General features: G+C 67.3%; 12 protein-coding genes. 6 read left to right on the forward strand and 6 right to left on the reverse strand.

What is annotated here, in order from left to right; all coding sequences use genetic code 11:
- Positions 1-37: 37 nt before the first annotated feature.
- Positions 38-1,060, forward strand: a complete 1,023-nt coding sequence (gene ligD, locus LDO13_RS08675) for a non-homologous end-joining DNA ligase (protein WP_224049585.1) — start codon at positions 38-40, stop codon at positions 1,058-1,060.
- A gap of 14 nt (positions 1,061-1,074) precedes the next feature.
- Here ligD and LDO13_RS08680 read toward each other — a convergent pair whose 3' ends face one another.
- Together LDO13_RS08680 and LDO13_RS08685 are read right to left on the reverse strand one after the other, a co-directional pair.
- Positions 1,075-1,962: an amidohydrolase family protein gene (locus LDO13_RS08680; RefSeq protein WP_224049730.1), complete on the reverse strand. Its 888-nt coding sequence runs from the start codon at positions 1,960-1,962 to the stop codon at positions 1,075-1,077.
- A gap of 41 nt (positions 1,963-2,003) precedes the next feature.
- Entirely contained in the window at positions 2,004-2,360 is a 357-nt protein-coding gene (locus LDO13_RS08685; RefSeq protein WP_224049586.1) for a hypothetical protein, read from the reverse strand.
- A gap of 172 nt (positions 2,361-2,532) precedes the next feature.
- Here LDO13_RS08685 and LDO13_RS08690 point away from each other — a divergent pair, with 172 nt between their 5' ends.
- Positions 2,533-3,816, forward strand: a complete 1,284-nt coding sequence (locus tag LDO13_RS08690; RefSeq protein ID WP_224049587.1) for a class I SAM-dependent methyltransferase — start codon at positions 2,533-2,535, stop codon at positions 3,814-3,816.
- Positions 3,817-3,862: 46 nt separating this feature from the next.
- Here the strand turns inward: LDO13_RS08690 and LDO13_RS08695 are convergent, their stop codons facing one another.
- Positions 3,863-4,534: an alpha/beta family hydrolase gene (locus tag LDO13_RS08695; RefSeq protein ID WP_224049588.1), complete on the reverse strand. Its 672-nt coding sequence runs from the start codon at positions 4,532-4,534 to the stop codon at positions 3,863-3,865.
- Positions 4,535-4,595: 61 nt separating this feature from the next.
- On the opposite strand from LDO13_RS08695, the gene LDO13_RS08700 reads away from it, so the two are divergent.
- Positions 4,596-5,594 carry a pirin family protein gene (locus LDO13_RS08700; protein ID WP_224049589.1) on the forward strand — a complete coding sequence of 333 codons (999 nt, stop codon included), beginning with the start codon at positions 4,596-4,598 and terminating at the stop codon, positions 5,592-5,594.
- A 103-nt stretch (positions 5,595-5,697) separates the two neighbouring features.
- Entirely contained in the window at positions 5,698-7,563 is a 1,866-nt protein-coding gene (locus LDO13_RS08705; RefSeq protein ID WP_224049590.1) for a glycoside hydrolase family 15 protein, read from the forward strand.
- On the opposite strand, the gene LDO13_RS08710 is transcribed toward LDO13_RS08705, so the two are convergent.
- A complete protein-coding gene (locus LDO13_RS08710; protein ID WP_224049591.1) occupies positions 7,552-9,810 on the reverse strand; it encodes an EAL domain-containing protein in 2,259 nt (752 codons plus the stop codon). The two genes, LDO13_RS08705 and LDO13_RS08710, sit on opposite strands and share 12 nt — an antisense overlap.
- A gap of 119 nt (positions 9,811-9,929) precedes the next feature.
- Positions 9,930-10,232, reverse strand: coding sequence for a DUF4193 domain-containing protein (locus LDO13_RS08715; RefSeq protein WP_056426952.1), 303 nt, complete (start codon positions 10,230-10,232; stop codon positions 9,930-9,932).
- A gap of 247 nt (positions 10,233-10,479) precedes the next feature.
- Between LDO13_RS08715 and LDO13_RS08720 the strand changes: the two genes are divergently transcribed.
- Both LDO13_RS08720 and LDO13_RS08725 read left to right on the forward strand, forming a co-directional pair.
- Positions 10,480-10,749, forward strand: a complete 270-nt coding sequence (locus tag LDO13_RS08720) for a hypothetical protein (protein WP_224049592.1) — start codon at positions 10,480-10,482, stop codon at positions 10,747-10,749.
- A gap of 85 nt (positions 10,750-10,834) precedes the next feature.
- The gene (locus LDO13_RS08725) at positions 10,835-11,578 is read left to right on the forward strand and encodes a response regulator transcription factor (protein ID WP_224049593.1); all 744 of its coding nucleotides are present in this window, start codon (positions 10,835-10,837) and stop codon (positions 11,576-11,578) included.
- On the opposite strand, the gene LDO13_RS08730 is transcribed toward LDO13_RS08725, so the two are convergent.
- Complete coding sequence (locus LDO13_RS08730; protein ID WP_224049594.1) at positions 11,493-12,962, reverse strand: HAMP domain-containing sensor histidine kinase; 1,470 nt, start codon at positions 12,960-12,962, stop codon at positions 11,493-11,495. The two genes, LDO13_RS08725 and LDO13_RS08730, sit on opposite strands and share 86 nt — an antisense overlap.
- Positions 12,963-13,158: the final 196 nt, after the last annotated feature.

Below are 13,158 nucleotides of genomic sequence, written 5' to 3' on the forward strand. Positions count from 1 at the left end.
ATTCAGTTTGTTTCCTGACTGGGAGTACCTTGTCCCCATGGCCAAGGAAGAAGCAAGCGTCACTGTAAGCAGCCCCAGCGGAGACCGGGAGCTGAGGATCTCCAGCCCCGGCAGGGTCCTGTGGCCGCAGCTCGGGCTCACCAAGCTGGACCTTGCCCGGTACATCATCGACGTCGGGGACGCTTTCCTGGCGGCGAACGGTGACCGTCCCGTCACACTCCAGCGGTTCGGTGGCGGCATTGACGGCGAACAGTTCTTCTCGAAGAACCCGCCGCGGGGCGCCCCGGACTTTGTGCGCTCGGTCATGGTGGTCTACCCCAGCGGCCGCTCCCATCCCCAGCTCGTGATTGACGAGATCGCCGCCGCGGTCTGGGCGGTGCAGATGAATACCGTGGTCTTCCACCCATGGGCGTCACGGGCCGGCAATCCGGACAATCCCGACCAGCTCCGGATCGACCTGGACCCGCAGCCCGGCACCGGGTTCGAGGAGGCGGTTCCCGCGGCGCAGGAACTGCGGTCCGTGCTGTCAGAGGCCGGGCTGGAATCCTTTATTAAGACTTCCGGCAACCGGGGACTCCATGTGTTCGCGCCGATCGAACCCACCCGTGAGTTCCTCGACGTGCGCCATGCCGTGATCGCGGCTGCCCGCGAACTCGAGCGGCGGATGCCGGAGAACGTGACCACCGCCTGGTGGAAGGAGGAGCGCGGCACACGGATTTTCGTCGACTTCAATCAGGCGAACCGCGACCGCACCATGGCAGGGGCCTACAGCCCGCGTGCCCTGCCAGGTGCCACCGTTTCCTGCCCGATCGGCTGGGAGGAGCTGGAGCACGTTACCACCAAGGACTTCACAGTCGCCACGGTGCCGCAGCGGCTCAAGGCCACGGGAGACCCGTGGGCGGCCATGCATTCGAAGCCGGGAACCATCGACGTCCTCCTGGGATGGTGGGAGCGGGATCTTGCGGCCGGACTGGGGGAGATGCCCTTCCCGCCGGATTTCCCGAAGATGCCCGGCGAGCCAATGCGCGTGCAGCCCAGCCGGGCCAAGAACAAGGATTAGTTCCCTGGAGCGGGCTAAACGTCCAGCAGGCGCTGGCCGTTGAACCAGCAGACGGTGCGCAGCCAGTCGTCGTCGAGGCGCGGCTCCTTGTCCCGGAGGCGTTCCAGCGCCTCCAGTTGGTGGGCGTAGGGGTAGGGGATGTTCGGGAAGTCGCTGCCGAGCACAATCCTGTCCGGCATTCCGGCCAGCCGTGGCAGGAGCTCAGGCGGGAAGGGCGCGGCCGCCTCGAAGAAATCCGTGAAGACCATCGTGGTGTCCAGGTGGACGCGGGGATACCGATCGGCCAGGTCCAGGAACTCGGCGTACTCCGGTGCCCCCAGATGGGCGACGACGGCGGTCAGCTGAGGGTGGCGGCGCATCACGCCCTCGAGCTTGTCCGGGCCGGTGAAGCCGGGCCGCGGCACCGGGCCGCTGCCGACGTGGACCACAACCGGAACGCCGGTCTCGGCCAGGAGCCCCCACACCGGGTCGAGGATTGGCTCGCGCAGATCGAATCCGCCCACCTGCGCATGGATCTTGAATACCCGCGCACCGCGGTCCAAAGCCGACCGGACCTGGTCCAGGACACCTTCTTCGGGGTAGAACGTCGCGCTCGGGACGCAGTCAGGTTCTGTTGCGGCCAGATCGAGGGCGAAATTGGTGAGGTCCGCTGCCATGCCGGGGCGGTGCGCGTAGGTCAGTGCCGTGAAATGCCGCAACCCGAGTTGGCGCAGTTGGGCCAGTCGGCTCGCCTCGTCCGAACGGTACGTGATCGGCCACGGCCGGCCGATCAGCGGACCGGTCTCATCGAAGTGCGCCCACACCCGCTGCAGCATCCGTTCCGGGAGGAAATGTGTGTGGATGTCGATCAGCCCCGGAAGCCCCAGCTCTGCCCACCACTGCGGTACGTCAGTGTCCCGCATCGTTTCCACCTGGTCTCCTTCGACGTCGTCGTCAGAGAATCCTACCGCCGCTGGGCACGGAGAATCCCCCGGACGGTGTACCCGACGGCGCAAACCAGCGGCGCCAAACCGGCCAGCAGCGCGATGGTGTTGGGCCGGAACGTCACATGCCCGCTTCCGTTGCGGGAGTAGACACCCAGGGGGAGAACGAAGCCCCCGCCCCCGCCGCCGGCCGCGCTGTCCTGGCTGCTGTCGACGGCTGCGGTTCCGGCGCCGGAGTTTCCGCCACCGCCAAAGCCGAACGACACCAGGGCCACCGGAATCAGTTCCTCCCCGTCCACTTTGATGGCCGGGCCATAGGCCCGGGATACACCCACGTTTTTGAATGTCTCCGCGAGAGACGAAAGTGCTTCAGTCATGGCTACGACGATAGGCGTGCGGTCCGGGGGAACGCCAGAGTCGTTGGCCCCGGACCCCCGGACTCCCGGAAGCGGGAACGGAAGGACGTCAGGGCCATCCGGCCCCTATTTTCCCGCCGTGCCTCGAAATAGATTGGAACCGGACTATCGCATCGGAAGAGAGGACATGATCATGACGAAACAGACTGGGGCGGCGCCACGGCTTGCTGAAGTGCTCGCCATCGTCCTGGGTACGGAGGGTGTGCCGCTGCGGCTGAAAGCCTGGGACGGCTCGGAAGCCGGTCCGGCCGGCGCGCCGGTCATCGAGTTCCGGTCCCGGCGGGCGTTGCGCCGGATGCTGTGGTCGCCCGGGCAGTTGGGCCTCAGCCGCGCCTACGTTGCCGGGGACATCGACGCTCCGGGCGACGTCTTCGCCAGCTTCGCCGCCCTCAGTTCCACCGGCAAGTTCGCCGAACCCGGTCCGTTCCGCCGGCCCACGGTCCGCGAAATTGCGACAATCCTCAGGAACGCGGCCCTGCTCGGCGCCCTGGGACCCAACCCGGCGCCCCCGCCGGAGGAAGCAAAGCTCGTCCGCGCCGGCCGGCGGCACACGCGGAAGCGGGACGCCGCGGCCATTTCCCACCACTACGACGTCGGCAATGACTTCTACGCGCTGGTGCTGGGCCCGTCCATGGTCTACTCCTGCGCGGTATGGGACGAGGAACGGACCTCCCTGGAGGCGGCACAGGAGGCCAAAATCGATCTGGTCTGCCGGAAACTGGGACTGCAAGCGGGGATGAGGGTGCTGGACGTCGGATGCGGCTGGGGGAGCTTCGCCCTGCACGCGGCCCGGAATTTCGGCGTCGAGGTCGTGGGCGTGACGCTCTCCGGTGAACAGGCGGCCATGGCGGGAAAACGGGTGGCCGAGGCCGGCCTGACGGACCGGGTATCCATCCGCGTCCAGGACTACCGCGACGTCGACGACGGGCCCTTTGACGCGATCAGTTCCATCGGCATGTCCGAACATGTGGGCCGAGAGCAAATGCCCGCCTACGTCACCAAGCTGTACGGGCTACTCCGACCCGGCGGCCGGCTGCTCAACCACGCCATTTCCTGGAACGCAGGGCCCACCGCGCCGGATCCGGACTCGTTTATTCCGCGCTACGTGTTCCCCGACGGCGAGATGCTCGGCCTCGCGGAGATGGTGGGGGCGCTCGAGAGCGGGGGACTGGAAGTCCTCGACGTCGAGGCTCTGCGCCGGCACTACGCGCTCACCCTCCGGGCCTGGGTGCAGAACCTCGAAGAACACTGGAGTGAAGCCGTGGAGCTGGCCGGGGCAGGGCGGGCGCGGGTCTGGCGGCTCTACATGGCTGCCAGCGCCCTGGGCTTCGAGTCGGGCATGACCGGCGTCAACCAGATCCTCGTGCAGCGGCCCGGCGGCGCAGAGCCGCCGCTGCGCCGGACCGCGTGGGTCTGAGTCCGTCTGAGCCTGAGTCTGCTTGGGGCGTGGGGCCGCTGACGCCTCAGCCGGGGCCGTGCGCGGTGATGAAGGCCGCCGCAGCCCCGGCCAGCGAGGCACCGACTTCCTCCGCGCTGCGTTTGGTTCCGGCGACGTCGAAGGTGTGGCCGCCGCCGTCGCGCCACTCCAGCGTCGCTGAGGGGCCGATCTTTGCGACGACGGCCTCCAGCAGCTCGGGCGTGGCGAACGGGTCGCGTGTTCCCTGCAGGAAGAGCATGGGCAGCGTCAGTCCGTAGAGGTGATCGTCACGGACCTTCTCCGGCTTGCCCGGGGGATGGAGCGGGTAGCCAAGGTAGACAAGTCCCGCCGCCGGCATCCCCACGGCGACCGCCATGGAGGCCATGCGTCCGCCGAAGGATTTGCCCGCTGCCCAGAGTGGCTCGCCCCCGGACCGGGCCGCGGCCTCGGCCATGGCCGCGCGCCAGGCAGCTACGGCAGCGGGGGGCCTGTCGGGGAACTTCCGGCCGGCTTCAAAGTACGGGAAGTTGAAGCGGAGCGTGGCGATGCCCAGTTCGTTGAGGGCGCGGGTGAATCCGGCCAGGAACGGGTGTTCCATGCCGGCTCCGGCACCGTGGGCGACCACCAGGGTGGCGGACGGTTTCTCGGGGCGGGCATAGACGCCCGATACGGTGGATTCGCCAACGGCGATCGCGACGGGTGACTCGGGGATGCTCATGACTCCATCATGACGCCTGCAGTGGGTGCGGGAACCGATGCCGGATCGCTAGGCTGGTGCCATGAGCAATACCGAGGTGGCCCCTCAGGAGATTCTTTGCGAGACCGAGGACGACGGCGCCGGCGTCGAAATCCTGGTTCCCCGCCAGGTCCCGCTGGGCGGTCCGCGGGCGATGGATGTCAAAAGGACCCTGCCGCAGCGGCAGCGGAGCCTCATCGGTGCGTGGTGCTTCCTGGATCATTACGGCCCGGACCGGGTGGGCGGTTCTGGGGGCATGCAGGTGCCGCGGCACCCGCACACCGGACTCCAAACGGTCAGCTGGCTGTTTAGCGGTGAGATCGAGCACCGCGACTCGGCGGGGTTCCACGCGGCCGTGCGGCCCGGCGAAGTCAACCTGATGACGGCCGGACGCGGCATCAGCCACTCGGAGTTTTCCACTCCGGAGACCGACGTGCTGCACGGTGCACAGCTGTGGGTAGCGCTGCCCGACCGGGCACGCCACATGGAGCCGACGTTCGAGCACTACCGACCCGAGCCACTGACGGGACCGGGCTGGACCCTGCGGGTATTTCTGGGATCCCTTGCCGGCGCCACGTCGCCGGTCACTACCCACACGCCGCTGCTCGGTGCCGAGATCCTGCTGGAGGCCGGAGCCGCCCTGGACCTGGCCACGGATCCGTCCTTTGAGCACGGACTGCTGGTTGACACGGGGACCCTCGTGGTCGACGGCCACCCGGTCGGGCAGGACCATCTCGCCTATTTGCCGGCAGGGCGCACGTCCGTGGGCCTGGCGGCCGGCGACGAGCCCCTGCGTGTGCTCCTGATCGGAGGCGAGCCCTTAGGCGAGAAGATCGTGATGTGGTGGAACTTCGTGGGGCGCAGCCATGAGGAAATTGTCGGGTACCGCGCCCAATGGCAGGCGGAAATCGGCGCGGAGGATGTGCCCGCAGCCGCCGGGGCAGGATCCGCGGACCGGCGGTTCGGCACATTTCCCGCGGGAGAACCGGCGCCGTTGCCTGCGCCCCCGCTACCGAACGCGCGCCTCCGCCCCCGCGACTGAACACTGACCCTGAACCCGGTCACGCCGGCCGCCGGCACACGGTCGCAGCTGTGGTTTCCGGGGCCGGACAGGTGGAAAATGGATAGCGGAAGACACGGGCAGCTTGAAGGAGTCCGCAGCAGTGTTCCCTGCGGCGCAGATGCGCGAGGTAGTTCGCCGGGACGGGTACTTGCCCATCGAGGACCATGGTCTCATCGGCGATGGGTCCACGTGCGCCCTCGTGGGACGCGACGGCGGAATAGCCTGGCTCTGCATTCCCGAATTCGACAGCCCGCCGTTCCTGGCCGGAATCCTGGACGCGGAAAACGGTGGCGTCTTCGAAATTGCCCCCGTCTCCATCCGGGCGTCCACCCAGCGCTATATGGAGGACTCCTGTGTCCTGGTCACCACTCTGGCCTCGGACCGCGGCATGCTCCAGATCACTGACTGCCTGACACTGCGTTCCGGCGCTGACCTGGTGGAACCCGTGCCCGCGGGCCGGAGTGAACTTCTGCGGCACGTCCAGGCGGTGGGCGGCGACGTGCGCCTCCGCATCCGGCTGGTGCCGAAGGCCGGGGTCCGTTTTGACGAGCTCGCAGGCGGCTGGCGCTTCGCGTGGGAGGGCGGGCTGGTATCGGAAGTCTATTTGTGGTCTTCAGTGGCTTTGGCTCCGGACGGAGACGGGCTCTCCGCGGAGCTGACGCTGCGGGCCGGGGAGACCCTCACGGCCGCCCTGCACTGGTCGGGGCGCTTCCGGCTCCGGCAGCATCCGGACACGAGGAAGCTGATCGACCAGACGGTTGCGGCGTGGAGGCGCTGGGCGTCCGGACTGGACTGCCAAGGGTCGCAGGCGGAACTGATGAAGCGCTCTGCCCTGACCCTCAAGCTGCTGGATCATGCAGAGACGGGTGCCATCATGGCAGCGGCCACCTCGTCACTGCCGGAATGGCCCGGCGCGCCGCGGAACTGGGACTACCGCTACACCTGGGTGCGGGACGCGTCATTTTCGAACTACGTGTTCCGCCGCATCGGTGATCCCAGCGACGCTGACGTTTTTCTCGCCTGGGTGCTGACGAACGTCGAAAGGGACGGCGCACCGCATGTGATGTATGCACTGGACGGTTCCCAGCCCCCTGACGAGGTCCAGGACCCCTTGCTCAGGGGTTACCGCGGCTCGGCCCCGGTCCGCTGGGGGAACGGTGCCATCCACCAGCTGCAGCACGACGTCTATGGCGAGATCATTGACATCGCCTATCAGTGGTCAGACAGTGGCGGGCGGGTGGACCAGAAGCTGTGGGCGGCGCTGGTCCCGATCGTGGAACTGGCAATCGCCCGCTGGCGGACGCCTGACAGCGGCCCCTGGGAAATCCGGTCAGCGGGCCGCCCGTTCACGTACTCGGCGGCGCTCTGTTACGTCGCCGTCGACCGTGCGATCCAGATTGCCCGAAGGCACAGGCTGCCGTATCCGAGGGGGAGATGGGAAGCCGCGTCCAAGGAAATCCGCGAAGCCGCGCTGACGCAGTCGTGGAACTCCGAGCGGCAGACTTTCACTGAAAACCTCGGAGGGACGGGCGGCCTGGACGCCGCGCTGTTGACGTTGCCTGTCCGCAATGTCATAGCCTTCGACGATCCGCGGATGGTCTCCACGACGAAGGCCATTGCCGAGGACCTCGACGCCGGCAACGGCCTGCTTTACCGGTACCTCCCTGAGGTGTCCCCCGACGGTCTTCCCGGGGGCGAGGGCGCGTTCCTGTTGTGCAGCTTCTGGCTCGTGGACAACCTCGCCGGCCAGGGGCGGATCGATGAGGCGTATGAGCTGTACGAGACCCTCTGCAACCGTGCCAATCCGCTGGGATTGCTGCCCGAGCAAATCCACCCGGACACGGGTGAGTTCCTGGGGAATTTCCCCCAGGCCTTCAGCCACGTCGGTGTCCTGGCAAGCGGCTTGCGTTTGCTCAAAGCCGGCCGGCGGGCTGACTCAGGCGTCTGAGGGGTTCGCCCCGGCCTGCGGCTTCAGGCGGGTCCGTGCGGCCAGGAGGGCCTCGATCAGCGGAGCGGGGCCGGGCCGGGCCAGCAGGTAACCCTGCCCCAGCCGGCAGCCCAGTCCGCGCACCAGGTCCAGTTGCCCGGGGTCCTCGATGCCTTCGGCAATCGCTTCGAGGTTGAGCTTGAACGCCAGTCCGAGGATGCCTTCAAGCATGGCGGCAGACGGCGCGTCGGAGGCATTCCCGGAGAGGAATGACCGGTCGATCTTGAGGATGTCCGCGGGAAGTTCGGCCAGGGCGCTCAGCGAGGAATAACCGGTTCCGAAGTCGTCGATGGCGATCCGGACGCCGAAGCCCTTCAGCCGGTTGAGGGCGGTGATGCCGCCGTCTACACTGCTGGCCAACGCCGTTTCGGTGACTTCAAGCACCACCTTGTCCGCCTGCGCAGCGGGGTCGGCCAGGATGGCCTCGATCGCGGACAGGTTCCGGGGGCTGGGCAACTGCAGGGTGGAGAGGTTGATGGAGACCCAGAGGTCCTCGCAGTGGCTCATGGAGGTACGCCAGCGGGCGGCTTGCCGGCTGGCGGTGCTCAGCACCCAGCAGCCGATTGCGTCGATGTCTCCGGTTTCTTCGGCGAGGGGAATGAACTCGGCGGGGTCCAGGCTCCCCAGCGTCGGGTGGTGCCAGCGCACCAGCGCCTCGACGCCCAGGATTTCCCCGGTGCGCAGATCGGCCACGGGCTGGTAGTCGAGCCGAAGCTGCCGCTGGGTTACCGCGGCGGCTAGATCGGCCCGGAGTGCCGTGCGGCGCGCCATCCGGCCATAGCCCTCGGCGTCGAAGCGCTGGTAGCGTCCCTTCCCGCCTTGCTTGGCCATGTACATCGCGAAGTCTGCCTGCCGCAGCAGTTCGGCGGGATCGCCGGTTTCGCGGCGGCGCTGCGCAGCGCCCATGCTCACTGAAACCTTCAGGCGGATGTCGCCGACGGTGAACGGTGCCCGCAGCGCATCATGTATCCGCTCCGCGATCCCGGCGGTGGCGGACCCGTCGGCGTCGTCCCCGACCACGATCGCGAACTCGTCACCGCCGAGGCGGGCGGCGAGATCGTGGGCCCGCACGCAGCCCTGCAGCCGTCCCGCCAGTTGGATCAGCAACGCGTCGCCGCCTTCGTGCCCGAGGGAGTCGTTAACGTCCTTGAAGTCGTCGACATCAATGATCAGCAGTCCCTCGTGCCGGGACCCTGGCTCAGCGCCGGGTTTGAAGGAGGACGCAAGGCGCTCCGTGAGCGCTGCACGGTTGGCGAGGCCGGTCAGGGGATCATGGGTGGCGCGGTGTGTCAGGGTCAGGTGGCTGTTGTGGACGGCGGCCGCCATGGAATTGAAGGCCTCGGCCAGCTCGCCCAGTTCGTCACGGCGGACGACGTCGATGCGGTGGCTGTAATTGCCTGACTGCAGGCTGATAACCCCACGGTGCAGGGCTTCCACCGGCCGGATCAAAAATTTCACGATCCTGGCACGGAAATAGACGACGCCGGCCGCGGCAAGTCCGAACAAGGCGCTGCGGGCCGCGATCACGATCTGCTGGAGTTCGGCACTGTAAGCCAGGCCGGAGTCCATCGCTTCGATGGCCGACCGCTGGATCCTGTCCAGCAGGGCGCGGACGCCGGCGCCGGACGCGGAGAGGCCGGGGGAGTCGGCCGCGCGGACTCCCGTGAGGGACTGCAGTTGGCTGCCCCACAGGCCGTGTTCGGCGAGGCCGTCCTGCCACTCGTCGCGGGCCTGGCTTGCGGTGGCCCGCATGTCCCGCTCGGCCGGGAGGAGAATGATGGCGTCCTCGAAGCGGCGGGAGAGGTCCTGTTGCTGCTGGAGGAACGCTGCCCGGTCGGCCTGCGCATTCGACAAGAGCCGATGGCCGGCCTGTTCATGGGCGTCCAGGGCGGATCGCAGGCCCGCGACGGCAGCCGATTCACGTTGCAGCTGGGCGGACGTCTCCCGAACCTGGTCCGCCACGGCCCTGACCCCGACAATCGTTGCCACCGCGCCGAGGAGCAGCGCCACCAGCATCAGGGCGAAGGCTCGGGACCATTCAGTCTTAATGCTCCAGGTGCGCCTTGGGCGTTGGGCTTCGGTTCCAACGGAGACAGCTCCGGTACCGGTCTTGCCGGTGCCGGAGCTGTCGATGAGGAGCCGGCCATCGGCCGCGCCCTCAGCCACCATCGGAGGAGGGTCCTCCGGCGTCGTGGTCCAGTCCCGCATGGTTTCCGCCTCCGGCTACGTGCCGGCACGCGCCGAATCGTCATTGAGGAGCGTATAGGAACGTGCCCTGCATGGCATTCCCGGAGCCCTTGTTGCGGAAATGTGAAGCTGAAGGGCTGTTAGCTCATGCAGTCAGCGCAGTACGAGTGGCCAGCCTTTTCGCGGGCGAGCTGCGAGCGGTGCCGGACGAGGAAGCACGAGTAGCACGTGAACTCGTCTTCCTTCTGCGGAATGACGGTGACCGTCAGTTCCTCGCCGGACAGGTCGGCGCCCGGCAGCTCCACGCCTTCGGAGGTGTCAGCCTCGTCAAGCTCACGGGTGACGCTGCGGGCGTCCGGTGCGTTCGCGGAGCGAAGGGCCTCTAGCGAGGCGTTGCGTGATTCCGCAACGTCGGATCGGACTTCGTCATAGTCGGTTGCCACCTGGTTGATTCTCGATTCCGTTGGTCTGGGTTTCCCGGGATTGAACGGTACAGCATCCACCCGTTAATTTGCTGGGTGTAGGGGGACTGCGGGCAGTGACCCTCATGACACCCGTGCGGTTGGAGCGGGAACCTCGTGCCGGCGCCCGGCCCCGGCACGTGTTCGGTGATCGTATTCCGGAGTTAATCTGCCGTTCACGGCGTGATCCTAGGCTGGTCCCTTAGGCACCATCAGCCGGAAGGAATACATGATGGCCGATATCGCTGCAGTGCTCGGACGGCTCACGCCGGAAGAATTCGACGGCCTGCGGGCCCTTGGCCCCTCGGGGCATCTGCCGAGGCACCTCACTGAAGCACTGGACCGTGCAGCCGGAGGTCCGGGGGCCGGACGCGGGTACTACGTTCCCACCGGCAGCGTGAGTGCCACCGGGGGACCCCACTTTGTCCTGCGCTCCGACGTCTCCGGCTGGCTGTTCGGTCCCCCTTCCCAGGTTGCGCGCGCCCGCGGGGACGTCTAGGAACCCTCCGGCGCCGGTCTCTCCTCGCGGCGCCCCACGGAGGCGCCGAAGGCGCCATACTGTGTCTGAGGAGAGGAGTCCCGCGATGAGGATTCTGATGGTGGAGGATGAACGGCACCTCGCCGACACCGTCCGCCGCGGACTCGTGAATGAAGGGTTCGTTGTGGACTTGGCCCACGACGGCGTCAGCGGCCTGTCGTCCGCGACCGAGTCCTCCTATGACGCCATCCTGCTGGACCTCATGCTGCCGCTCATGAACGGTTACGATGTGCTCAAGGAACTCCGCCGCCGCGGGATCTGGACCCCGGTGCTGATGCTCACGGCGAAGGACGGCGAATATGACCAGACGGATGCCTTTGACCTTGGTGCTGACGACTACCTGACCAAACCCTTCAGTTTCCTGGTCCTCGTGGCCCGAATCCGTGCCCTGATCCGGCGCGGGGCGCCGGAGCGGCCTGTGGTGCTGACCCTGGGGACCCTGTCGATCGACCCGGTCACCCGCCGCGTCCGCCGGGCGGGTTCTGACATCCCCCTGACCGCCCGCGAATATGGGCTGCTCCACTACCTGATGCGCCGGCACGACCAGGTGGTGTCGAAGGCAGAGATCCTCGACAACGTCTGGGATTCGGCCTTCGAAGGCGGGGACAACGTCGTGGAGGTGTACATCGGTTACCTGCGGCGCAAAATTGACGCCCCGTTCGGCGTCCGCAGCCTGGCCACGGTGCGGGGGATGGGCTACCAGCTCAGCGCCGACCAGATTCCTGCGCCGGAGCAAGTTCCGCGCCCTCGTTCTTCACCGGAGCCGCCGGATCGGGCACCGGGAAAGTAATTTCAAAGCGGCATTCACCGGCGGGACCTTCGGCGGCCAGGATGGTGCCCCGGTGGGCGGACATGATCCCGGCCGCAATCGCCAGGCCCAGACCGCTTCCGCCACCTTCCCGGGACCGGCTCTCGTCGAGCCGGACGAAGCGCTCAAAGATCCGTGCGCGGTCCGCCTCGGGGACAGGGTCGCCGTCGTTGTCGACCGTGATCACGGCACCGGCGTCCGTGGTGCGCAGCGCGACGCGGATCCGGGACAGCGCGTGCCGTTCGGCGTTGTCGAGGACATTCCGCAGGACCTGGCCGATGCGCCGGGCGTCGCCCCGGATCCGGACGGGGGTGATCTCGGCGGTGACCTGATGCCGGCTCGCCGAGCGCAGCCGCCTGATCTCCTGGTCAACGACGTCATCAAGGTCCACTTCAGCGTCCTCGATCGTGAACCCTCCGTCGTTGGCCTTGGCAAGTGTCAGCAGGTCCTCCACCAGATAGCGCATGCGGTCGGTTTCGCCGGCAAGGACATCCTTCATTTGGGTCCACATCGCTCCGGAAGGGTCCGCCGCCGCGATCTCGACGCCGGCACTCAAGGTGGCCAGCGGGCTGCGCAGTTCGTGGCTTGCGTCGGAGACGAAGCGGCGCTGTTCGCGGTCTGAGGCCTGGAGCCGCTCCAGCATCATGTTCATGGTCAGGGCCAGTGCCTCGAGTTCGTCGTTGGTGCGCGGAACGTCGACGCGGCCATCAAGGTGATCGGCGTTGATCCGGGCGACCTGGCCCCGGATCCTTTCGACCTGCTTCAGCGAGCGGCCCACCAGCAGCCACACAGAGACAGCAACGATGGCCAGCAACAGTGGCGTCGCCGCCAGCAGGAACCAGGCCACGGTGATCACGGTGTCGGACTGGACCTGCACCGAGGAGGCCACCACCACTGTGTAGGGCGCGGAACCGACCTGGACACCGGCTGCGACCACGTGGAAGTCGTCATCGTTGCCGATGTTCGGAAGGCTCGAGACATCCTGTGCCTGGGTCTGTCCCGGCGTGGGACGCAGCCCGGTCAGGGGCACTTGTTCGGCCTTGGGATCGGAGGCGGCCGCCACGTGCCCTGAGGCGTCGATGATTTGGACGTACTGGCCGGCGTCGCCCGTCTGCCGGATGTATTCCGCCGCATCCTCGACTTCATGGTCAGCCAGCTCAACGATCACGTTTTGTGCCTTCCGAAGGGAAGCCGTGTCGAGCGAGGCCGTGAGGGTGCTCTGCAACAACGCGATCCATATGATGCCACCGATCAGCAGGGCAAAAGCAACGACGGCGACGGCGGCCGCCGTCGACCGCTTGCGCAGGCCCCAGCTGGGCCGGCGGCGGGACCGGCCGGACGCAGCAGTGGACGCGGGCTTGTCCATGGTTCAAGAATGCGGCACCCACGGTCCATGGACAACCGTCCCGGGAGATTCTCCGGTGCACGCTTCAGTAAATGCCTTCTCAGCGTCCTCTCAGGTGACTTGGTGCACAGTTGGTCCAAGACGAAATTCCGAACAGGCTACCGGCCGCACTCTCTCCTCAACCAGTGTGCGGCCGGTCATTTTGTGCGTTTCAAGA

Source organism: Arthrobacter sp. NicSoilB4, from assembly GCF_019977335.1.
Lineage (GTDB): Bacteria > Actinomycetota > Actinomycetes > Actinomycetales > Micrococcaceae > Arthrobacter.